Raw genomic sequence first — 21,034 nt, forward strand, 5'->3', positions numbered from 1 at the left:
CCGCGCTCGCCCTGGCAGCGAGGCGCTTCCACCGTAGCAGCGTTTCCGAGTTAGTGCGACTCGATGTATTGTGCTGGCGTGCTCGACCTCAAGATCCTCGGATTCCTCGACGACGGCCCCCTCCACGGCTACGAGCTGCGCCGCCGCATCAACGAGCTCGGCGGCCCCGGCTCCCACCTCTCCGAGGGCGCCCTCTACCCCGCCCTCGCGCGTCTCGAGAAGGCCGGGATGCTCACCCGCACCGAGGCGCCCGGCGCGCGGGGACGCGCCCGGAAGGTCCTCACCATCACCACCGCCGGCCGCGAGCGCCTCCACGAGCTCCTCCGCGAACCGAGCGAGTCGGCGATCGCCTCCATGCCGAGCTTCCTCGAGCACCTCGCCTTCCTCTCCCACCTGCCCGACGCCGCCGCGAGGCGCGCGGTCCTCGAACGCCGCCTGGACGTCCTCACCGGCGAACCGCCCGCCTTCTTCTACGACGACGGGCGCCCCCGCCGCGCCTCCCAGGAGGAGGATCCCTACCGGCTCGGCATGATCCGCGTGGCAGGGGCCTCGCGACGGGCCGAGATCATCTGGCTGCGCGAGATGCTCGCCGCCCCCGCCGAGGCGGTCCGCCCGGCCGCGCCCGGCGGCGCGACCACCACCCCCGAGGAGAGCTGAGATGAGCACGAGCACCACCCCGAGCACCATGCGCGCCGCCGTCCTCACGGCGCCCGGCATCGAGAACCTCACGGTCACCGACGTCCCCGTCCCCGCCCCGCGGCCGGGCTGGGTGCGGATCAAGGTCATGGCCTTCGGCCTCGACCGCTCCGAGTACCACTCGGTCACCGGCCAGGCCGGCGGCATGTCCTACGCGCGCGTCCTCGGCATCGAGGCCAGCGGAGTCGTCGACCTCAACCCCGACGGCGTCCTCGCCCCGGGCACGCAGGTCGCCACGATGATGGGCGGGATGGGGCGCGCCTTCGACGGCGGCTACGCGCAGTACGTCGTCGTGCCCCGCGCGCAGGTCCTCCCCTTCTCCTCCGACCTGGACTGGGCGACGATCGGCTCGGTCCCCGAGACCCTCCAGACCGCCCACGGCTCCCTCACGACGGGCCTGGACCTGCCCGCCGGCGGGACGCTCCTCGTGCGCGGCGGGACGTCCGCGCTCGGTCTGGCGGCCGGCGCGCTGGCGCGCGACCGCGGATGCCGGGTGCTGGCCACCTCTCGTCACGAGGCGGGCCTGGCGGCCCTCGCCGAACGGGGCCTCGAGCCGGTCCTCGACGACGGCGACGTGGCCGGGCGGGTGCGCGAGCTCGTGCCGGGCGGCGTCGACGGCGTCCTCGAGCTCGTCGGCGTGCCGACCCTGCGCGACTCCCTGCTCGCCACCAGGGTGCACGGGACCGTGTGCTTCGCCGGGATGCTCTCCGACTCGTGGACGATCCCGACGTTCTACCCGATGGACTGGCTGCCCAACGGCGTGCGCCTCACCGCCTGCTCGGGTGAGTCGAGCGACCTGCCGGCCGCGGAGCTCCAGCGGGTGCTGGACCGAATCGCCTCCGGTGCGCTCAACCTCCTGCCGGTGCGCTCCTACCCGCTGGAGGAGATCGTGGCCGCTCAGACGCTATGGGGGTGCGCGAGGCCGTCGTGGTCTTGTGGGCCAGGGCCTCGCGTATGCAACCTTCGTGGATCACCACCGAGGCGGTCGTTAGGGGACCGCTGCGGGGTGCCGACATGCATAGGAGACCCTGGTGATTACTGAGCGTACAAGCCTGGGGCTGGACGTTCACGCCCGCAGCGTGAGTGCCGCCGCCATCGATACCCTCACCGGCGAGGTGATCCAACGCCGCCTGGACGGCGAGTACAGCCACACCATCGACCTGGCCTCACGCCTGGCCGCCGAGCACGGACCACTGCTGATCACCTACGAGGCAGGCCCCACCGGCTTCGGACTGGCCCGCGAGCTGACCGCCGCGGGCCACCGGGTGCAGGTCGCCGCACCCTCGAAGCTGGCCCGCCCCGCCGGACAGCGGGTCAAGACCGACCGCACCGACGCGATGTTCCTGGCCGAGTGCGCCCTGAACGGCACGATCACGCCCGTGCGCATCCCTACCCTGGCCCAGGAGGGCGCCCGCGACCTGGTGCGATCCCGCGACGACGCCCGCACCGACCTCATGGCCGCCCGCCACCGCCTGTCCAAGATGCTGCTGCGCCGCGGATGGGTCTACCCCGGCAAGACCACCTGGGGACCCGCCCACGACGCTTGGCTGCGCGCACTGCGCCGCGAGGACGTCCCCGCCCTGGGCGCCGGCGCCACCGCGGCCTTCGACGACGCCTACGACACCGTCACCCACACCCTGGCACGACGCGACCGCCTCGATACCGCCATCGCCGCCCTGGCCGCCGACAGTGAGTTCACCCCCGTCACCGCCCGCCTGTCCTGCCTGAGAGGCATCTCCACACTGACCGGCTTCGCCCTCGCCGTCGAGATCGGCGACTGGCACCGCTTCACCGGCGCGACCATCGCCTCCTACCTCGGACTGGTCCCCTGCGAGCACTCCTCGGGCCAGACCCGCACCCAGGGCGGCATCACCAAGACCGGCAACACCCACGCCCGACGTCTCCTGACCGAAGCCGCCTGGCAGCACAAGAGCCCCTACCGCCCCGGCCCCGCCCTGCGAGCCGCATGGGCCAAGGTCCCCGGGGACGTCGCCACCCGGGCCGACACCGGCAACAGGCGCCTGAACAGGCGCTGGCAGACCCTGGCCAGCCACCACAAACGTCACACGATCGCCAACACCGCCATCGCCCGGGAGCTCGCAGGCTGGTGCTGGTCCCTGGCCGTCATGGACCACTAGAACGCCCACAGACCGCGCTGACCGGCACCACCAGGGCCCAGAGGGGAAGCAGCGTGAGGAGGACACCGGCGATTCGACTGTGAGCACCCCCAAGGGCACGCTCGACCTCAGACAAGCCAGCTCCTCCCACCGAAACCAGCGTCATGCGGCACACAGACCCGCGCATATCAGACTGACCACGCGTCGACACCAGACACGCCACCCCCACCCCACCGGCCAACGCCGAAGAGGGGGCACCCACCGGCCAGTGGATGCCCCCTCTTCACCCTGCCACTTGACAGGAAACCCCTACATATCAGTCGGACATGGCCCGCGGCGGCCCGCCCGCCAAGCTCGTCGGCCTGCCCTGGGCCTGAGGCGCCCGGTTCATCGGACCCACGGCGCGCGGTGAGGCGCCCCGGCTCCGTCGTCAGGTCTTGACGCGGCAGTAGCCCTCGATGAGGCGGTCGTTCTCGAGGATCATGGCCGGGGCGTCCGTGCTGGCCGGGTCGGCGTCGTACTTGCGCATGAGGTAGTCGCTCACCTGCTGGCGGCGGGAGAAGACGGTGGCCTGGTAGGGCTCCTGGAAGGCGAGCTTCTCGACGAGGAGGAGCGTGCCGTCGGTGCGCTCGATGAGGACGCCGGTGTGCCCGATGAAGAGCTCGGGCTTCTCCAGCTCGGTGTACATGACGACCGAGATGAGGCTGAGCGGGCCGGCGGTGAAGGAGACACCGCGGGAGCGCCAGGCCTTCTGGAGGGTGGCGAGCTGGGTCGCGACCTTCTTCGTGCGGGTGGTGAGGACGGCGGTCCACACGGAGTCGAAGCGGACGCGGTCGCGGGCGCTGGGGACGGCCGCCTTGTCGACCTTGATGGCGTCGTGATCCATGAAGAGGTCGTCGTACAGGGGCGCCTTGGGCGAGGCGGTCCCGGCGACCTTGATGATGGAGCTCGCGAGCGTGTAGGCGGTGAGGCGGCAGTTGTAGCCGGGGAAGTCGGGGTGCTTCGCGGTCCAGTCGTCCTGCATGGCGTAGGCGTCGTACCGGGCGGGCTGCTTGGCGAGCGAGCGGAAGCCGGTGGCGAGGCCCGTGGTGCCGACGGCGGCGTAGACCTGCTCGGCGTGGTTCATGGTGACGGTGACGCGCTCGGCCGGGACGCCGGCGGCGACGAGCTGGCGGCGCACGGCGTCGCGGGAGGCGGCCGAGGCGAGGTTGGTGAAGGTCCCGACGGTGAGGCCGTCGGTCGGCACCGTGCGGTGGGCGGCCTGTGGCAGCGACGAGCCCTTGGTCGAGGTGCGGGCCGCGGCGAGGTCGGCGCGGGCCTGGGCGGCGGAGGTGCCGAGGGCGGCGGCACCGCCGGCGACGGCGGTGAGGGAGAGCAGGGCGCGGCGGGAGATGTCCACAGTGGTTCCGTTCGAGGTCGGTGAAGAGCTGCGAGCAACGTACGGTCGCGCCCGGCCGTCGGCGTCGGCCCGCGGGGCGAACCTCGCCGCCCCCGCCCTCCTCCCCCGGACGGAGGGAGCGCCCGTCCCCGAGAGGAGGGCGCCGGCCCACAGGCGGTTGCCGTTCGTCGCCATGTCCCGCATGGAGACGTGGACGGTCGCCCCGGCCCACAAGGTCGAGGAAGAGCATCGAGGTGTTCACGCGGGACGATCGTCGATGTCCTCCCCGAGCGCGGCGGCGCTCATGGGATTGCGCGCTGTGGCCTTTCCCTCGCTGCGGCCCGACGTCGTCGGCCGTGCTCACCGGCTCAGCCGACCAGGTAGGAGGCGAGCAGGCAGATGAGAGCGAGCGCGGGCAGGGCGCCCTGCTTGGCGGCCGCGGCCCGGTGCTCGGCGGACTTGGCCGCGAGCGCGATCGCGGCGCCGAGCATGGACGCGCAGCCGAAGACGACGAGGGCGAAGCCGGCCCAGACGAGGCCACCGCCGGCGGTCCAGGCCAGGACGGTGCCGAGGACGACCTCGACGGCGAGGAAGAGGTTGTAGAAGCCCTGGTTGTAAGCGTAGAAGGCGTGCGGCCGGGCCTCCTCCGCCGTCCCGCCGAAGGTCTTGCGGGCGAGCGGCCCTTCCCAGGCGAAGGACTCCATCCAGAAGATGATGACGTGGAGGGCGCCGGCGAGGAGCGCGGCTGCCAGGCCGCAGGCGGCGAGGACGACGGCGGGGGTGACGGTGAGCACGGGTCAGGAGGCCTTCCGGGTCGGGGCGGGGTCCTCGGCCGCGGCGGGGTCGGCGTCATCGAGGGCGAGGGAGGTCGTGACGGCGTCGGCGACGGTGCCGGAGGCGAGCTCGTAGCCGACGCCGGAGGGGTGGAAGCCGTCCTCGGCCCAGAAGCCCTCGTTCGGCACCATCTCGGAGAAGTCGATGTAGGGCACGCCGCGCTCGGCGCACAGACGGGCCGAGACCTCGGTCTGGGCGGCGGTGCGCTCGAGGAGGACGGAGCGCAGGACGGGCATGAGCGACGGGCTGCGGTAGAGCTGGCCTGCGGAGCAGGCGACGACGTGGCGGGCTCGCGCGGCGGCGGCGTCGAGGACGGCCGTGAAGTCCTCGGTCCACTCCTCCGTGGAGCGGCGGGCGAGGAGGTCGTTGGAGCCGGCACACACGAAGAGGACGTCGGCGGAGTCGACCTCGGGCATGAACGTGTAGCGGACGCGGCGCATGGTGGAGCCGAGACGGGCGTGGGTGGCCCAGGTGACGTCACGGCCGGAGGCGGCGGCGACCTTCTCGGCGATGCGCGGGATGAACGAGTCGGCCTGGTCGGCGACGCCGGAGCCCGCGACCAGCGAGTCGCCGACGGCGACGAGGCGCAGCGGCGGCTCGGCGCGCTCGGGGCGGGCGGCGTCGGTGGGGAGGCGCCGGCCGTCGGGGGTGATGAGGCCGGTGCGCTCGCCGGGGGGCTCGGGGGCGAGGCGGACGCAGCGCTGGGCGATGGCGGCCTCGGCCGCGGCGACGGGGGTCCTCAGGTGCCGGATACGGGCGACGTGCGGCGGGAAGGACTGCGCGATTTCCTCGGTGTTCACGTGTCACAAGTCTAGGTCGGAGGTCCCGTGACGATCGATGGCGCACGGCGAGACGCGGGACACCCCGACGCGGGAGAATGGGCGCGCCTGCACCGCAACGACACCACCACCCGGTTCCACCGCACCACCATCACCATCCCCGAGCCCGGCCCGCACGACGTCTACTTCGACGTCAGGTACGCCGGCATCTGTCACTCCGACATCCACACCGCCCGCGAGGAGTGGGGGCCGGCGAGGTTCCCCCTCACGCCCGGGCACGAGATCGCCGGCGTCGTCTCCCGCGTCGGCGAGGCCGTCACCCGCTTCAAGGTCGGTGACAAGGTCGGCGTCGGCTGCATGGTGAACTCGTACGGCGAGTGCGAGATGTGCCGCGCCGACCAGGAGCAGTTCTGCACGGGCACCCCGGGCGGCCTTCCCAGCACCCTGTGGACCTACGGCGACGACGCCGACGGCAACCCGACGGCAGGCGGCTACGCCCAGGGATTCACGGTGAGCGAGGACTTCGCCTGCCGGATCCCCGACGAGATCCCCTTCGAGGCCGCCGCCCCGCTGCTGCGCGCCGGGATCACGACCTACTCGCCGCCCAGGCGCTTCGGCGCGGGCCCGGGCAAGCGCGTCGCCGTCGTCGGCATGGGAGGGCTCGGGCACATGGCGGTCCAGCTCTCCGCCGCCATGGGCGCGGAGAGCGTCGTCATCTCCCACGGCCGTTCCAAGGAGGCCGACGCCCGGCGCTTCGGCGCCACGGAGTTCCACGCGACGAGCGAGGAGGGGACGCTCGAGTCCCTGCGGGCCTCCTTCGACCTCATCATCTGCACCGTGAGCGCGGACGACCTCGACTACGGCGGTCTCATCGGCACGCTCAAGCCGCTCGGCACCTTCGTCGACGTCGGCCTGCCGGAGGCCCCGACGACGCTGCACCTGTCGTCTCTCGTCATCGGCTCGAAGGCCCTGGCCGGCTCGAACATCGGCGGCATCGCGGAGACCCAGGAGATGCTCGACTTCTGCGCCGAGCACGGCGTGCACCCGCAGGTCGAGGTCATCTCCGGCGAGGAGATCACGGCCGCCTACGACGCCGTCGTGGACTCCAGGGTCCGCTACCGCTACGTCATCGACACCTCGACCTTCTGAGCGTCTCCGCCCCGAGGAGCACGACCTCCGTGACGGCCGTCGGGCCCGGACCGTCCCCACGACGGCCCGGGCCCGACGGCGTCTGCGCGCCGGCGGCGCCCCGTGCGAGGGGAGGCGCTCCTCAGAAGGCCTCGATCTCGATCGAGCCGGTGAGGACGTCGCGGAGGTAGGCGGCGCGGTCGCCGTGGCGGGCTCGGAGCACCTCGGCGGAGGTCGCGGTGAACCAGCCGTCGAAGACTTCGGCGACGGCGGCGGTGGTCTGAGTGAGGGCGGCGGCGAGGCGGTTGAGCATCGTGATCATCTCCTGGTTACCCGGGATCGCGTTGGGATCTCGACGTCTATCCCTGCGATGACTCAACGGTAGGTGAGCATATGATCGTCCGGAATCTTCATTTCGCAGAGAAGTGATCACACGGTCGACCCGAGGAGACGACGATGACGAGCACCAGCCCCGGCGCACACACCGAGCGCAAGCGGCAGATCCTGCGGGCCCTCTCCCCCACGACGGCGCTCTCCGTGAACGCGCTCGCCCGGCTCACCGGAGTCTCGGGCGTGACGATCCGCCGAGACCTGGCCTCACTCGCCGCCGAGGGACTCGTCACCCGCGTCCACGGCGGAGCCCTGCGCGCGCCCCTGCGCGGCGCCCCTCAGCCGATCAGTCTGCGCCGCACGGAGGACGTCGAGGCTAAGCGGGTGCTGGCCCGGGCGACGGCGGCGATGATCGAGGACGGGGAGAGCGTCATCATCGACAACGGCACGACCTGCGAGCTCGTGGCCGCCGAGCTCGTCGGGCGCGACATCCGGGTGCTGTGCCTGTCCCTGTCAGCTGCCGTCACCCTGGCCTCCACGCCCGGCCCGATCGTCTCCGTCCCCGGCGGCGCGGTCGAGACGGACACCCTCGCCATGCTGACCACGCCGGCCGTCGACGCCGTGCGCCGCTTCCGGGCCGACGTCGGCGTGCTCGGCGCCTGCGCGACCTCGCTCGCGAGCGGACTGACCTGTACCGAGGACTACGACGCGACGCTCAAGGCGGCGATCATCGCCTCGAGCGCACGACGCCTCATGCCGGCGACGCCCCGAAAGCTGACGCGATCCTCGACCTACCGCTTCGGCGACCTCGCGGACCTCGACGCCCTCCTCACGACCAGCGAGGTCGACGGGGAGACGGTCGCCGACCTGCGCGAGGCGGGCGTCGCCGTGGAGCTCCTCGAGGTCTGAGCGAACGGACGGCCTCACGGGCACGACGGCGCCCCGCACCGGTGGTGCGGGGCGCCGCTCAGGGAACCGGGGCGGCGGAGCACTCCCATACCCGCCTCCCGGGAGCTCGGGGTCAGCAGGTGGGACGCAGGGCGACCTCGTCGCTGTAGTCGCCGGCGAGGATCTCGACGGTGTTGCCCTCGGGGTCGAGGACGGAGGCCTCGTAGTAGCCGTCGCCGGTCTCGCAAGGGCCGTCGACGACGCGGACGCCGGCCTCGGTCATGTTGGCGGCGAGGCGGTCGACCTGCTCGCGGTCGTCGAGCTTGAAGGAGACGTGGGCCCAGCCCAGGCCCTTGTCCTTGCCGAGGGCGGCGACATCGGGGCGGGTCATGAGCTCGAGGCGGGTCCCGCGGCGGTCCTCAAGGGCGTCGGCGAAGTGGAGGATGTGGGTGCGCAGTCCGGTCTCGGGGTTCTCGTAGAGGCCGTTGGAGTGGCCGTTGAACCAGTGCGAGTAGAAGTCGCGGGCGTCGTCGAGGTCGGCGACCCAGATGGCGGCGTGGTCGATGTGCGGCATGATGACTCTCCTTCGCCCAGCCCGTCCGATCGTTCGATCACTCGGACTGGATCCTGATCTCTCAACGGTTCTGCGGCGACTTGCTGCCTCCGTCCGCGTTGACATCAAAGGTATGCGATCATTCGATCACCGTCACCGATCGGTCGACGGCAAAACGATCAGTTCGTCATCACCGGGAGGTTCCGTGCCCACCGCCCCCGAGGAGCGTCGCCGCAGCCTCGTCTCAGCCCTCTCCCCCACCGAGGTGCGAAGCGTCAACGCGCTGTCCCGGCTCACCGGGGTCTCCGTCATCACGATCCGCCGCGACCTCGCCCAGCTCGCCCACGAGGGGCGGGTCATCCGCGTCCACGGAGGCGCGCTGCGCGCCCCTCACCGCGGCTCCCTGCGCCCCGTCGCGCAGCGCCGCACCGAGGACGTCGAGGCCAAGCGCGTCCTGGCGCGCGCCACGGCGGCCCTCATCGAGGACGGCGAGAGCGTCATCATCGACTCGGGCACCACCTGCGAGATGGTGGCGGAGGAGCTCGCCGGCCGCGACATCCGGGCCCTGTGCCTCTCGCTCGGCGCCGCCGGGGCCGTTTCCTCGCAGCGCGGCGCGGCCGTCACGGTCGCGGGCGGCCTCGTCGACCCCGAGTCCGGCTCCCTGTTCTCCACGGAGGCCGTCGACGCCGTGCGCCGATTCCGCGCCGACGTCGCCGTGCTGTCCACCTGCGCCGTCTCCCTCGCGGACGGCCTCACCGTCATCGAGTCCGACGACGCCACGATCAAGCGGGCGATCCTCGCCTCCGCGTCCCGAGCCGTCCTGCCGATCGCGCCGCGCAAGATCGCGCGGACCCACACCTACCGCTTCGGCGACGCCTCCGACCTCGACCTGCTCCTCACGACGAGCGACATCGACCCCGACGAGCTGGAGGCCCTGAGAGAGGCCGGCGTCGAGGTGCAGGTCCTCGACGTCGGCCTCTGAGGGGGCTCGGCGGATCAGCCGCGCCGGGCGCCGCAGCCGCCCAGCGCGATCGCGCGGGGCGGTCGCTCAGCCCTCGGCGGCCGAGGGGTGCGTCATGTCGGCCGGCACCACCCAGGCGTCGAACTCCTCCTCGGTGACGAAGCCGAGCTCGAGGGCGGACTCGCGCAGGGACAGGCCCTTGTGGTGCGCGTTCTTGGCGATCCTGGAAGCCTTGTCGTAGCCGATGTGGCGGTTGAGGGCCGTGACCTGCATGAGGTTCTTGTCCAGGTTCTCCTGGATCTTCTCGCGGTTGGGCTCGATGCCGTAGGCGCAGTTCTCGTCGAAGGAGACGCAGGTGTCGCCGAGCAGCTGGATGGACTCCAGGACGGCCCAGGCCATGACGGGCTTGAAGACGTTGAGCTGGAAGTTGCCCTGCGAGCCGGCGAAGCCGACGGTCGCGTCGTTGCCGAAGACCTTGGCGGCGACCATGGTCATGGCCTCGCACTGGGTCGGGTTGACCTTGCCGGGCATGATCGAGGAGCCGGGCTCGTTCTCCGGGATGATGAGCTCGCCGAGGCCGTTGCGGGGGCCGGAGGCGTACCAGCGCACGTCGTTGGCGATCTTCATGAGGGCGTCGCCGAGGACGCGCAGGGCGCCGGAGACGAGGACCAGGGCGTCGTGGGCGGACAGCGCGGCGAAGAGGTTGTCGGCCTGCTTGAACTCGATGCCGGTCTCCTCGCTGATCTTGTGCGCGGTGAGCGCGCCGAAGCGGGGGTGGGCGTTGAGACCGGTGCCGACGGCGGTGCCGCCGATGGCGAGCTCGCGGGCGCGGGAGTCGGCGTAGCGGATGCCGTCGAGGGCGAAGTCGATCTGGGCGACCCAGCCGGAGATGACCTGGCCGAGGCGGATCGGGGTGGCGTCCTGGAGGTGGGTGCGGCCGACCATGACGACGTCGTCGTACTCCTTGGCCTTGGCGTCCAGGGTGTTCCGCAGCTGCTCGACCTTCGGGTACATGCGGGCGAGCTCGCAGACGACGGCGATGTGCATGGCCGTCGGGAAGGTGTCGTTCGAGGACTGGCCGCGGTTGACGTGGTCGTTGGGGTGGACGGGCTTCTTCGAGCCGCGCTCGCCGCCGGCCAGCTCGATGGCGCGGTTGGAGACGACCTCGTTGACGTTCATGTTCGACTGGGTGCCGGACCCGGTCTGGAAGACGACGAGCGGGAACTCCTCGTCGAGGGTGCCGGAGATGACGTCGTCGGCGGCGCGGACGACGAGGTCGGCGATGTCCTGCGGGAGCTCGCCGAGCTCGCCGTTGGCCTGGGCAGCGGCCTTCTTGAGGGTGCCCAGGGCCTTGATCATCGGGCGGCCCCAGACGAAGGTCTCGCGGCCGATGTTGAAGTTGTGGAGGGAGCGCTCGGTCTGGGCGCCCCAGTAGCGGTCGGCGGGGACCTCGACGGTCCCCATGGAGTCGGACTCGGTGCGCGTCGCTGCGCCGGACTTCTCGGATGCCTGCTCAGTAGCCATGGGACCAGGCTAGTTCCGACGGCGCCGCCCGGGGCGGGGACGGGTGTCCTAGTCGCGGGGCCGGGCGCGAGTGGGCACCCGGCCCCGCGGCGCGGTCAGGCCTGCGCGACGGCGGAGACGACCGCCTCGATCCCGGCGCGCAGGGTGCCGTGGGCCCGTGCCGCCAGGCGCACGACCTCGTCGGGGTCGGTCGGCTCGGTGGCGAGGGACAGGTCGGACACGACGCTCATGCCGGCCACGCGCACGCCCAGCTGGTGCAGCGCGATGGACTCGAGCACCGTGGACATGCCGACGCAGTCGGCGCCCGCGGCGGCGAGCAGCCGCGTCTCGGCCATCGTCTGGTACTCCGGGCCGCGCACGGCGGCGTAGACGCCGCTGCGCTGCGTGAGGCCGCCGAGGACCGCCGCGAGCCCCGGGTCCCAGACGTCGCGCACGTCGACGAAGACGGTCCCGTCGAAGGGCGAGGCGCCCGTGAGGTTGAGGTGGTCGGTCACCGTCATGACGTCGCCGAGCCGCCAGTCCCGCAGGCAGCCGTTGGCGTTGACGAGGACGGCCGCGCGCACGCCGGTGGCGGCCGCGGCCCTCGCGAGGGCGACGACAGGGGCGCTCCCCCGCCCCTCGTACACGTGGGTGCGGCCGTAGGCGACGAGAACGCGCACGGTCCGCTCGCCGTCGTCGGTCCGCACCCGACGCTCGTGGCTCGTCAGGCGGTCGACGTGCCCGGGGGCGACGGGCGCGCTGACGCCGGGCAGGTCCGACAGGGGCAGGGAGGCGACGGGCTCGCCCCAGCCATCCAGGGCGCCGTCGGCCCCGGATCCGAGGACGACGAGGAGGTCGTGGCGCTCGGCGCCGGTGCGGCGGGCGATCTGGTGGGCGGCCTCGAGGGCGGGCCGGGGTCCGGTCTCGCCCCCGGACTCGGCGAGGGCGGCGAGCAGATCAGGGTCGACGACGCCGTCGGGAGCGGGCACCGGCGCCGAGGAGGACGCGGCGCTCATCGGACGGCCCCGGTGGCGGCCTCCTGGCGGCGGACGCGGCCCGCGCCGAGGAGGAGGTGGCCGACGAGCCCGATGAGCAGGGAGGCGAGGACGCCGAGGTTGGCGTAGGCCCAGTCCCCCTCGCGGCCGCCGATCGGGCCGAGGAGGTAGCCCTGCCAGGAGAGCCAGGAGGCGGAGGAGTTGACGACGAGGCCCCAGCCGATGACCGAGCCGAGGACGACGAGGCCGATGGCCTCCCAGTTGACGGAGCCGTACACGCCGTCGGGCGTGAACAGGGCCGCCTCGTCGTAGTCCTTCCGGCGCAGGGCTGCCTCGGCGAGCATGACGCCCGCCCAGGCCGCGATGACGACGCCGAGGGTCGTGAGGAAGCCCTGGAAGGGGCCGAGGAAGTCGGAGGCGCCGAGGATGACGGCGATCGTGCCGACCGTCATGATCGTGGCGTCGATGGAGGTGGCGACGTGGCGCTTGACGGGAAGGCCGGTGGCGAGCAGCGACAGGCCCGAGGAGTACAGGTCCATGATGATGCCGCCGGCCAGGCCGAGGATGGCGACGACGGCGAAGGGCACGAGGAACCACGTCGGCAGGATCGTCGTGAGGGCGCCGATGGGGTCGGAGTCGATGGCGGTGCCGAGGTCGGCGTCGGAGCCGACGAGGAGCGTTCCGGCGACGAGCAGGACGACCACGGGCAGGGACGAGCCGATCGTCGTCCAGGCGATGACGCCGCCGGTGGAGGCGGTGCGCGGGAGGTAGCGGGAGTAGTCGGCGGCCGCGTTGACCCAGCCGAGTCCGAAGCCGGTGGCGACCATGACGAGGGCGCCCACGACTGCCGCGGTCGAGCCAGGCGGGAGCGAGCTGATGACGCCCCAGTGGACGTGCCCGGCGACGAGGACGAGGTAGACGACGGTGAGGACGCCGGTGGCCCAGGTGATCCAGGTCTGGACCTTCATGATCGTGTCGAAGCCGAGGATGCCGGCGGAGGCCGCCAGACCGACGGTGAGGAGGAAACCGACGACCTGGGCGCCGTGCTCGTTGTGCCAGCCGAGCGCCTGGAGGACGGTGGCGGAGGCGAGCGTGGCGGTGACGCACAGGACCGTCTCCCAGCCGACGGTGAGGATCCAGGAGATCCCGGCGGACAGCCGGTTGCCGTTGTAGCCGAAGGCGGCGCGGGACAGGGCGAGGGTGGGGGCGCTCCCCCTCTTGCCGAGCACGGCGATGAAACCGCACAGGAGGAAGGAGACGACGACGCCGAGGACGCCGGCGAGCACCGCCTGCCAGAAGGACAGGCCGAAGCCGAGGACCCAGGCGCCCCAGGACAGGCCGAGGACGGAGACGTTCGCGGCGAACCACGGCATGAAGAGGTCGCTGGGGCGGCCCTTCCGGTCGGACTCGGCGATGACGTCGAGGCCCGCGTTCTCGATGCGGGAGGAAGCGGGCGCCTCCCCCGTCGGCTCGGGCTGGGGCACGGACGCTGAGGACATGGGAGCGCTCCTGGGGACTCGGTCGGCGTGCTTCCGTCCGGTCGGGACGGCCCGCCCGGAGGGTCTCGTGCGCGACGGGGTGGTCGCGCACGTCAGTGCGCACAGGCTAGCGTTCCACGAGCCGCCCGGGGCGGGGAGGGCGCCCGGGGCGCCGTCACGGGCGGGCTGGGCACGCGCGTGCGGCGACGGGCGGGCGCCGCGGACGTCCGTGCGGACCGCGACCGGGACGGCGACGGCGCCGGCGCCCGATTGCCAGCCCCGTGCAGGCATAGGGTCATTGATAAGCGGCCTGCTACCGTCCTCGCCGTTCTGACCCTGACAGTTCTTGCGGCTACGTCGCCGGAGGCCGCCCCTGATCGATTCACCCGTCGCGTCGTGCGGCTCCCTGACCGCACGATCCGTCCGGGTTCCTGTGACGATGGGGGCGTCTGCGCGCGCCGCCCACTCCGAAGGAGACCATTCGTGCCCACCCGTGACGACGTCCTCCGCATCGCCGGCCTCGCCGAGGGCACGGGCCCCGGGAGCCGGCAGATCGAGCTCGCCGAGTCCCTCCTCGCCAGCTCGACCGCCCTGGGAGACGCCGACCTCGTCGTGCGCGCCCACATGCTCCTCACGGAGGCCTACCGCAAGGGCGGCGACGAGTGGAGCGCGATCGAGCCCTTCGTGTGGACCGTCGCCCGCGCCACTGAGAGACCGGACCTCTTCAGCCGCGAGGACCTGCTCGTCCTCTCGCACGTCTACACCCACGTCGTCGTCATCGCCGCGTCCAACCCGGCGGCGTCGTCCCATCAGGTGGCCTCGCTCCTCGCGGCCTTCGCACGCTACACGGAGAGGCTCGACCTGCCCCGGCGTCCCCTCGACGAGGCCACCTACACGGCCTCCGTCCTCCTGGGCCGGCACGGCGACGCCGACGACCAGCTCCGCGCCCTCGCGGAGGGCGAGGACCTGTCCGCGCGCGACGAGAGCGCGCGGATCACGCGGGTCGTCGACGACCTCCTGCGCCGTGGCCGGACGGAGGAGGCGCTGCGCGCCGCCCGGCACGTCCTCGACGGCACGCTGCGCTCCGCGACCCAGCCGCGCAACACCCTCGCCCAGGTGCTCCTCCCCCTCGTCGAGTCGGGGCGGCCCGAGCGCGCCTGGGACGCGCACCTGGGCTCCTACGCCCTGCACCGCCAGTCCCCGTCCAAGGCCGCCTGGCTCAAGGAGCACCTGTCCTACCTGGCCCTGACGGGTCAGCTCGAGCGCGGCATGAGGCTGCTGCGCCGCCACGGGAGCTGGACGGCGAGCACGGACGCCGCCTCGGACCTCCTCGACATGCTCCAGGGGGCCGTCCTCGTCCTGCGCGAGGTCGAGATGGCCGCGCGCGAGGCGCCCGAGGGCGGACTGTGGATGCCGACGCGCCTCGAGATGCCCGCGAGCCCCAAGTGGCGCCCCTCGGCCTACGTCAGCCTCTCGATGGACCTGCCGACGGCGCTCGCCGCCACGTGCGAGTGGGTCGGGATGCTCGCGGCCGCCTTCGACGAGCGCAACGGGAACGACGCCGTCTCCACGGAGGTCGGCGAGTGGCTCGAGCGGCCGAGGCTGCTCGAGGGGCCGGGCACGGAGCACGTCGTCCGGCTCGTGCACGGGCTCGAGCCGCTGCCCGGCGACGTCCCGGCCGTCCCCGCCGTACCGCTCGACGCGGCGCTCACCCGAGCGGTGGAGAAGGCCGGCGAGGCGCTCGCCTCCCACCGCCCGTCGCTCGCGATCACGCCGATGGTGGCGCTCGCGCGCGCCCTGGAGGACCGCGGGCGCCTCATCGAGGCCTCCGACGCCCTCGAGGTCGCCCACGAGATCGCCGCCGCCTCCGGGAGCCGTCGCGCCCCGGCGCTGGCCCGCGGGGTGCGGCGGATGCTGGGCGCGGCGGCGGCGAGCCTTGAGGAGCCCGAGCGGGCCGTGACCCCGAGCGGGCCGAGCTGCTGACGAGGCTGCCGGAGCCACCGTCCTGCGGCGGGTCGGTTACTTGAGCAGGCCCATGGAGCGCGCGACCTGGACCGCGCTCGCGCGGTCGTGCACGCCGAGGCGCTTGTAGAGGGCCTTCGCGGTGGAGCGCACGGTCTCGACGCCGAGGAAGAGGTCGTCGGCGATCTGCCCGAGGGTGCCGCCGCCGACGAGCCCGTGCAGGACGTCCTGCTGACGGGGTGTGAGGACGACGTCTCGCGCGGGGCCGGGCTCGGCCGGCCCCTCAATGGTGAGGCCGGGCAGCGAGGCCAGGGTCGGGTCCAGGGAGGACAGGACCGTCTCGCGGCACACGGCCGGGAGCAGGGCGAGGGTGGCCAGGGAGTCCTGCCACTCGCGCAGGTGCAGGAGCGTGTCCGGGGTGCGGGTCGGGTCGGCGCGGTTGAGGGCGCCGGCGCGGATGCCGTGGGCGAGGAGGCGCCAGCGGTCCAGGGACGTCGGCATCTCGGTCATGCGCGCGACGAGGTTCTGGGCGGACTCGAGGTGGTCGAGGTTGAGCTCGATGCCTGCCTGGATGACGAGGGAGAGCTCGGTGGGGATCGTCCCGCCGTCGAGCCACCGCTGGGCGGCCTGGTTGCGGCCCTCGCGCACGTCGAGGAGCGCGAGCATGGCGTGCAGGGGCCACCACTCGAAGTCGTGGGAGTCGGTCCACCGCGAGCGCCCGAGGAAGGCCTGGACCCACTGGGCGGCGGTGATGGGGCCGTGCTGGAGGAGGAGGACGAGCGCCTCGGCCTCCAGCTCGTAGGGGGTGAAGCCCGTGTTGATGTCGATCTCGGTGGTGGCCAGGGAGAAGCGGGGCGTCGAGTCCGCGCAGTACCGCCGGGCGATGTGGACGATGTGCTCGGGCTCGCCGTCGCGGGACCCGACGTGGCGCACCTGGTTCTCGTAGAGGCCGATCTGGCTGCGGGCGCGGTCGTTGACGCCGGCGATGGTCGCCAGGAGCGCGGAGCGCGCGGTGAGGCCGATGCGCAGGGCGGGCGCTCGGTCGAGGTCGACGTCGGCCATCTCGCACAGCGACTGGGCGCGGTTGACGCAGGCCTGGGCGTCCGCGATGGAGGCCATGGACAGGCAGCCGTCCGCGGCGCCCATGAGGGCGAAGGCGAGCAGGGCGAGCTCGTCGGAGAAGTGCGGCGAGAGGTCGAAGGCGCGGGTGGCCTCGTCGTGGGCGGAGGCGGCGCGGGTGGCGAGCCAGCGGGCGCCGTCGGCGAGGGCCTCGCGGATGCCGTCGGTGGTCGCGCCGTGGACCGTGGAGACGCCGCCGACGAGGCGGTCGCGCAGGTCGACGAACTCGGGGCTGATGAGGTCGGCGTCGGCCTGGGAGAGGAGGTGGAGGAGGTCGACCCAGGGCACGGGCAGGTCCGGGGGCAGCTCACGGCCCGCGAGCCAGTCGCGGGCGGCGGCGAGGTGGGGCCACTCGTCGGCGGGGACCTGCGTGGGCCACAGCGAGGCCAGCACGTGGCGCTGGCGCTCGGTGAGGAGGACGAGGGAGGGCATCTCGGCGGCGAGCACCTGGTCCAGGACGCTCCAGGCGCCCAGCGAGGTGGTGATGGAGATGCGGTCGAGGGCCGAGACGGGGACCTCGGGGCTCGCGGCGACCTGGGCGATGGTGCGGCGCAGGCGGCTGGCCTTGCGGGCGTCGGCGGCGACGGCGAGGCGGATGAGCTCGGCCGCCAGCGCGGGCGGGAAGGCGGGGTCCCCGGAGCCGACGGAGAAGATCGCGGAATCCTCGCGGGCCTCGCGCACCTGGGCGACGGTGACCTCGCGGGCGAGGACCTCGGAGGTGACGGCGGCCATCGTGCGCTCGGGCAGCGGCGCGATCCAGGCGTGCATGAGCCGCAGCGGCTCGTTGCGCACGGACTGGAAGGCGCGGGTGGCCCACTGGTGTGCGGCGACGACGAGGCGGGACTCCCCGCTCTCTGTCCCGCGGCGCGCCATGGCGCGGCGGGCGGCGACGGCGTTGAGGGAGCCCTCGCGCGGCGGGTGGACGGGGCGGGCGACGTCGTCGACGACGCCGAGGTCCTCGAGGGCGGCGGCCAGGAGGACGGGGACGCCGCCGGTGGCGCCCAGGACCTCGCGGCGCCAGACGACGTCGGAGGCGACGGCGGGCGCGATGGCCTCGAGGTCGGCCTCGGTGACGAGGAGCCCCGTCGGTCCGATCTTGAGCTCGAAGCCGCCCAGGCGGCCGTCGAGGGGGTCGGCGTCGACCTCGGCGACGGCGATGACGGGGGTGGCCAGGGCGCCGGGGGCCATGGCCTCGACCATGAGGCGCTCGAGGGCGGCCCCGGTCTCGGGGTCCTCCCCGAGCCACTCGACCAGGACGGGACGGCGGCCGGGGAGGGAGCGGCGCAGGACGGCGACGTCGTCGACGCTCGTGACCCGGTGGCGGCGGTAGGCGCCGCCGATGGAGTCGAGGGCGGTCTCGACGATCTCGACGGGCCGGAACTCGTGGGGGCCGTGGATGAGCGCCGCGTCGGACTCGGCGAGCATGGCGGCGAGCCGCGGGGCGATCCGCGCGACGATGCGGTCCAGGACGTCGCTCACGTCTTCCGAGCCTCCTCCGGTCGCCGGTGCCTGCGTCCCGCCGACCGGGTGAGTCCGGGGCGGTCGGGTCGCCGACGGCGTGCGGCGACCCGCGGAAGCCTAGCCCTCGGGGTTCACCCACTCAAATCACCCTCGGGTGAAGTGACTGCAATGACGCCGTTCTGTGACCGTCATGGCATGTCGCTAGCGAGGAGCGAGGCCTTGCGGGATTCGCTCTCAGGGCAATTCGGCGCCCCCGCCGAGCGCAGGACGCCGCCGTCTGGGAGGCTCGCGTCACATCTGATGGAAGGAGCCGACATGGCTGACAGCGATTCGAAGTTCGACCAGGTGGCCGGCAAGCTCAAGGAGACCGCCGGGAAGGTCACCGGGGACAAGGAGACTGAGACGGAGGGCCGCCTCCAGAACGCCGACGGCCAGGTCGCCGAGAAGGTCGACGACGCCAAGGCCACGCTCAAGGGCGTCGCCGACCACCTCAGCGGCAAGGACGAGTGAGCCGGGGCCCGCAGGCTCTCGACGAGCTCCTCGCTCGACGCTCTCAGGAGCGCTCTCGGCGCCCCCGGTCCCCCGCGGACCGGGGGCGCCGCCGTACCCGCCGCGGGTGAGACGCCGCCTGACAGCCCCGGTGCGGTCGTGCCACGATCCAGGACGTGACCACGCCCGCCTCCCCACCCTCGGCCGCGTCGCTGCGCGCCGGGGTGCTCACCGTCGTCACCACCTCGGTCCTGTGGGGGACGACGGGCACGGCGGCGGCCTTCGCCCCGGACGCGGGACCGCTCGCGATCGGCTCGGCTGCCCTCGGGATCGGCGGGCTGCTCCAGGCCCTCATCGCGCTGCCGGCGCTGCACCGCGCCCGCGGGCCCCTGCGCTCACAGGCGCGGACCGTGGCGGTCGGGGCCGTCGCCGTCGCCGTCTACCCGCTGCCCTTCTACTCCTCGATGCGCCTGGCCGGGGTCGCCATCGGCAGCATCGTTTCCCTGGCCCTCGCCCCGCTGGCGACCGGCGTCATCGAGCGCGTCGTCGGCGGGCGCAGGCTCGGGGCGCGGTGGCTGGCCTGCGCGCTCGTCGGGGCGCTCGGCGCCGGGCTGCTCGTCGTCTCGCGGGACGATGGCGGTGCGGGCTCACCGCTGCGGACCGCCGTCGGCGCCGCCTTCGGCGTCCTAGCCGCGGCCACCTACGCGGCCTACTCGTGGGTTTCGCACCGCCTCATGTCCGCGGGCACGCCCCGCGGCGCCGCGATGGGCGCCGTCTTCGGCGCGGGCGGCCTGCTCCTCATGCCCGTGCTGGCCGTGACGGGCGCGCCCCTGGTGGCGACGCGGGAGGCGACGGCGGTCGCCGTCTACATGGTGATGTCCCGATGTTCCTCGGCTACGTCGTCTTCGGCTTGGGCCTGGCCCGTGTGCCGGCGTCGACGGCGACGACCATCACGCTGCTCGAGCCCGCGGTGGCGGCGCTGCTCGCCGTCGCCGTACTCGGCGAGCGGTTGACCGTCCTCAGCTGGGCCGGGCTGGCGCTGCTCGCCGTCGTGCTGGTCGTGCTCGTGACGGGTCCGGCGAACGGGGACGGGCCGACGCCCTGAGGCGGTTCAGCGGATGCGGTCGCGCAGCTGCTCGGGGTCCGAGGGCGGGTCGGCGAGCACGGCGCGGGCCTCGTCCACGGCGTCCTCGACACCCCACGCCAGGACGCCGACCGCCCTGCCGGACTCGTCGAGGTAGTAGACGACGAGGCGGTCGTCGTCGAGCGGGACCTCGAGCACGTCGAGCTCGGACAGGGTGCGGCCGACCGCCTCCCACCGGTGGCCGAAGACCATCGAGTAGAAGAACGGCGTGTGCGTGTAGGGCTCCTCCGAGCCGGCCATCGCGGCCCCGGCGGCGCGGCCCGAGGCGCGCGCCTGGTCGATGTGCTCGGACTGCGTGCGCCCGAGGACGGCGTCGGGGTAGCGGGCGATGTCGCCGGCGGCCCAGATCGCGGCGTCGTCGGTGCGCAGGTGCTCGTCGACGACGACGCCCCCGTCCTCGACCGTGAGCCCGGCGGCCTCGGCGAGCTCGGTCCTCGGCTTCGCGCCGATGCCGACGACGACGACGTCCGCGGTGAGTCGGGTCCCGTCGTCGAGAACGGCGACGAGGTCGTCGCCCTCGGCCTCGACGCGCTCGGCCCTGCGGTGGGCGACGAGCTCGACGCCGTGCTCGGTGAACATGCGCGTGTATCGCCGGGCGAGGTCGGTCGGGAAGCGCTTCTCGGCGAGGAGCCCGCCGGAGTGGACGAGGGTCACCTTCGCCACGCCGACGCCCGCGAGCGCGGCCGCGAGCTCCTGACCGATGTAGCCGCCGCCGAGGACGATGACGCGGGCCTCTGGCGTGGCGAGGCGGCGCAGCGTGCGGTAGTCCTCCAGGGTGCGGAAGAAGACGACGCGCTCGTCGTCGGGGGCCCCGATACGCACGGGGTCGGCGCCGGTGGCGAGGAGGAGCCTGCCGTAGGCGACGCGGGCGCCGCCGGCGAGCTCGACCTCGGAGGCCTTCGGGTCGATCGAGATGACCCGCGCGCCCGTCGTGATCTCTGCGCCGGTGTCCTGCGCGGTGTCCATCATGTCGTCCTCGATGGTGAAGTCGGGGTCGATCCAGAGCTTCTTGGACAGGGCGGGGCGCGAGTAGGGCTGGTCGGTGTCGGCCGAGAGGACGCCGATGGTGCCGGTGGCGTCGAGCTCGCGGATGGCGCGGGACGCGTCGTCGCTCACCTGCCCGCCGCCGATGATGAGGTAGTCGTACTGCTGCATGTGAGCTTCTCCTGTGCTGGCGGGACGCGGTTCCCCGCTCCCGGGTGACCGGCCCGCGCCGGGC

The 21,034-nt window shown here is 73.2% G+C and carries 19 protein-coding genes and 1 pseudogene; 10 read left to right on the plus strand and 10 right to left on the minus strand.

Annotation, left to right across the window (positions count from 1 at the left end; translation table 11 throughout):
• Positions 1-78: 78 nt before the first annotated feature.
• Genes AXF14_RS00505 through AXF14_RS00515 form a run of 3 tightly spaced genes read left to right on the plus strand, consistent with a single transcriptional unit; the run spans position 79 to position 2,834 of the window.
• Positions 79-657, plus strand: a complete 579-nt coding sequence (locus tag AXF14_RS00505; protein ID WP_067939022.1) for a PadR family transcriptional regulator — start codon at positions 79-81, stop codon at positions 655-657.
• Position 658: 1 nt separating this feature from the next.
• Positions 659-1,738 carry a zinc-binding dehydrogenase gene (locus AXF14_RS00510; protein ID WP_211260106.1) on the plus strand — a complete coding sequence of 360 codons (1,080 nt, stop codon included), beginning with the start codon at positions 659-661 and terminating at the stop codon, positions 1,736-1,738.
• Complete coding sequence (locus AXF14_RS00515) at positions 1,728-2,834, plus strand: IS110 family RNA-guided transposase (protein WP_067939027.1); 1,107 nt, start codon at positions 1,728-1,730, stop codon at positions 2,832-2,834. The genes AXF14_RS00510 and AXF14_RS00515 overlap by 11 nt, the downstream gene beginning before the upstream one ends.
• Positions 2,835-3,243: 409 nt before the next feature.
• Here the strand turns inward: AXF14_RS00515 and AXF14_RS00520 are convergent, their stop codons facing one another.
• The 3 genes from AXF14_RS00520 to AXF14_RS00530 all read right to left on the minus strand — a co-directional run bounded on the left by AXF14_RS00520 (position 3,244) and on the right by AXF14_RS00530 (position 5,825).
• Entirely contained in the window at positions 3,244-4,212 is a 969-nt protein-coding gene (locus AXF14_RS00520; protein WP_067939029.1) for a DUF4300 family protein, read from the minus strand.
• Positions 4,213-4,559: 347 nt separating this feature from the next.
• Positions 4,560-4,985 (minus strand): DUF1304 domain-containing protein, encoded by a 426-nt coding sequence (locus AXF14_RS00525; RefSeq protein ID WP_236755703.1) that lies wholly within the window; start codon positions 4,983-4,985, stop codon positions 4,560-4,562.
• A gap of 3 nt (positions 4,986-4,988) precedes the next feature.
• Positions 4,989-5,825 carry a GDSL-type esterase/lipase family protein gene (locus AXF14_RS00530; RefSeq protein WP_236755718.1) on the minus strand — a complete coding sequence of 279 codons (837 nt, stop codon included), beginning with the start codon at positions 5,823-5,825 and terminating at the stop codon, positions 4,989-4,991.
• 87 nt (positions 5,826-5,912) lie between these two features.
• Between AXF14_RS00530 and AXF14_RS00535 the strand changes: the two genes are divergently transcribed.
• The gene (locus tag AXF14_RS00535) at positions 5,913-6,953 is read left to right on the plus strand and encodes an NAD(P)-dependent alcohol dehydrogenase (protein ID WP_067943824.1); all 1,041 of its coding nucleotides are present in this window, start codon (positions 5,913-5,915) and stop codon (positions 6,951-6,953) included.
• A 121-nt stretch (positions 6,954-7,074) separates the two neighbouring features.
• Here AXF14_RS00535 and AXF14_RS00540 read toward each other — a convergent pair whose 3' ends face one another.
• The gene (locus AXF14_RS00540) at positions 7,075-7,254 is read right to left on the minus strand and encodes a hypothetical protein (RefSeq protein ID WP_067939031.1); all 180 of its coding nucleotides are present in this window, start codon (positions 7,252-7,254) and stop codon (positions 7,075-7,077) included.
• A 134-nt stretch (positions 7,255-7,388) separates the two neighbouring features.
• On the opposite strand from AXF14_RS00540, the gene AXF14_RS00545 reads away from it, so the two are divergent.
• Positions 7,389-8,171, plus strand: coding sequence for a DeoR/GlpR family DNA-binding transcription regulator (locus AXF14_RS00545; RefSeq protein ID WP_067939032.1), 783 nt, complete (start codon positions 7,389-7,391; stop codon positions 8,169-8,171).
• Positions 8,172-8,283: 112 nt separating this feature from the next.
• On the opposite strand, the gene AXF14_RS00550 is transcribed toward AXF14_RS00545, so the two are convergent.
• The gene (locus tag AXF14_RS00550) at positions 8,284-8,724 is read right to left on the minus strand and encodes a VOC family protein (RefSeq protein ID WP_067939034.1); all 441 of its coding nucleotides are present in this window, start codon (positions 8,722-8,724) and stop codon (positions 8,284-8,286) included.
• A gap of 184 nt (positions 8,725-8,908) precedes the next feature.
• On the opposite strand from AXF14_RS00550, the gene AXF14_RS00555 reads away from it, so the two are divergent.
• Entirely contained in the window at positions 8,909-9,685 is a 777-nt protein-coding gene (locus AXF14_RS00555; RefSeq protein ID WP_067939036.1) for a DeoR/GlpR family DNA-binding transcription regulator, read from the plus strand.
• 66 nt (positions 9,686-9,751) lie between these two features.
• On the opposite strand, the gene fumC is transcribed toward AXF14_RS00555, so the two are convergent.
• From fumC to AXF14_RS00570, 3 genes are all read right to left on the minus strand, one after another.
• Entirely contained in the window at positions 9,752-11,188 is a 1,437-nt protein-coding gene (fumC, locus tag AXF14_RS00560; RefSeq protein ID WP_067939039.1) for a class II fumarate hydratase, read from the minus strand.
• Between the two features lie 95 nt (positions 11,189-11,283).
• Complete coding sequence (locus AXF14_RS00565) at positions 11,284-12,183, minus strand: purine-nucleoside phosphorylase (RefSeq protein WP_067939044.1); 900 nt, start codon at positions 12,181-12,183, stop codon at positions 11,284-11,286.
• On the minus strand, positions 12,180-13,661 hold the full coding sequence (locus AXF14_RS00570; protein ID WP_067939049.1) for a purine-cytosine permease family protein: 1,482 nt from the start codon (positions 13,659-13,661) through the stop codon (positions 12,180-12,182). Before AXF14_RS00570 ends, AXF14_RS00565 begins: the two co-directional genes overlap by 4 nt.
• Before the next feature lie 462 nt (positions 13,662-14,123).
• Here AXF14_RS00570 and AXF14_RS00575 point away from each other — a divergent pair, with 462 nt between their 5' ends.
• Positions 14,124-15,623 carry a hypothetical protein gene (locus AXF14_RS00575; RefSeq protein WP_067939051.1) on the plus strand — a complete coding sequence of 500 codons (1,500 nt, stop codon included), beginning with the start codon at positions 14,124-14,126 and terminating at the stop codon, positions 15,621-15,623.
• Positions 15,624-15,659: 36 nt separating this feature from the next.
• Here AXF14_RS00575 and AXF14_RS00580 read toward each other — a convergent pair whose 3' ends face one another.
• Positions 15,660-18,200, minus strand: a complete 2,541-nt coding sequence (locus tag AXF14_RS00580) for a LuxR C-terminal-related transcriptional regulator (protein WP_067939053.1) — start codon at positions 18,198-18,200, stop codon at positions 15,660-15,662.
• A gap of 297 nt (positions 18,201-18,497) precedes the next feature.
• On the opposite strand from AXF14_RS00580, the gene AXF14_RS13810 reads away from it, so the two are divergent.
• The 3 genes and pseudogenes from AXF14_RS13810 (at position 18,498) to AXF14_RS14820 (ending at position 19,776) form a co-directional block, all read left to right on the plus strand.
• Positions 18,498-18,692: a CsbD family protein gene (locus AXF14_RS13810; RefSeq protein ID WP_067939055.1), complete on the plus strand. Its 195-nt coding sequence runs from the start codon at positions 18,498-18,500 to the stop codon at positions 18,690-18,692.
• Between the two features lie 203 nt (positions 18,693-18,895).
• A pseudogene (locus AXF14_RS14815) lies at positions 18,896-19,279 on the plus strand (EamA family transporter); the annotation flags it as partial.
• Positions 19,280-19,554: 275 nt separating this feature from the next.
• The gene (locus AXF14_RS14820) at positions 19,555-19,776 is read left to right on the plus strand and encodes an EamA family transporter (RefSeq protein ID WP_417862215.1); all 222 of its coding nucleotides are present in this window, start codon (positions 19,555-19,557) and stop codon (positions 19,774-19,776) included.
• Positions 19,777-19,782: 6 nt separating this feature from the next.
• Here the strand turns inward: AXF14_RS14820 and AXF14_RS00595 are convergent, their stop codons facing one another.
• Positions 19,783-20,970 carry an NAD(P)/FAD-dependent oxidoreductase gene (locus tag AXF14_RS00595; RefSeq protein ID WP_067939057.1) on the minus strand — a complete coding sequence of 396 codons (1,188 nt, stop codon included), beginning with the start codon at positions 20,968-20,970 and terminating at the stop codon, positions 19,783-19,785.
• Positions 20,971-21,034: the final 64 nt, after the last annotated feature.

It is taken from the genome of Actinomyces radicidentis (genome assembly GCF_001553565.1).
Lineage (GTDB): Bacteria > Actinomycetota > Actinomycetes > Actinomycetales > Actinomycetaceae > Actinomyces > Actinomyces radicidentis.

What these genes read in the sequence shown, in the direction of transcription:
- AXF14_RS00570 (WP_067939049.1), bottom strand. Translation starts at nt 13,661, where the DNA reads ATGTCCTCAGCGTCCGTGCCCCAGCCCGAGCCGACGGGGGAGGCGCCC.
- AXF14_RS00545 (WP_067939032.1), top strand. Translation starts at nt 7,389, where the DNA reads ATGACGAGCACCAGCCCCGGCGCACACACCGAGCGCAAGCGGCAGATC.
- fumC (WP_067939039.1), bottom strand. Translation starts at nt 11,188, where the DNA reads ATGGCTACTGAGCAGGCATCCGAGAAGTCCGGCGCAGCGACGCGCACC.
- AXF14_RS00595 (WP_067939057.1), bottom strand. Translation starts at nt 20,970, where the DNA reads ATGCAGCAGTACGACTACCTCATCATCGGCGGCGGGCAGGTGAGCGAC.
- AXF14_RS00565 (WP_067939044.1), bottom strand. Translation starts at nt 12,183, where the DNA reads ATGAGCGCCGCGTCCTCCTCGGCGCCGGTGCCCGCTCCCGACGGCGTC.
- AXF14_RS14820 (WP_417862215.1), top strand. Translation starts at nt 19,555, where the DNA reads ATGTTCCTCGGCTACGTCGTCTTCGGCTTGGGCCTGGCCCGTGTGCCG.
- AXF14_RS00510 (WP_211260106.1), top strand. Translation starts at nt 659, where the DNA reads ATGAGCACGAGCACCACCCCGAGCACCATGCGCGCCGCCGTCCTCACG.
- AXF14_RS13810 (WP_067939055.1), top strand. Translation starts at nt 18,498, where the DNA reads ATGGCTGACAGCGATTCGAAGTTCGACCAGGTGGCCGGCAAGCTCAAG.
- AXF14_RS00540 (WP_067939031.1), bottom strand. Translation starts at nt 7,254, where the DNA reads ATGATCACGATGCTCAACCGCCTCGCCGCCGCCCTCACTCAGACCACC.
- AXF14_RS00550 (WP_067939034.1), bottom strand. Translation starts at nt 8,724, where the DNA reads ATGCCGCACATCGACCACGCCGCCATCTGGGTCGCCGACCTCGACGAC.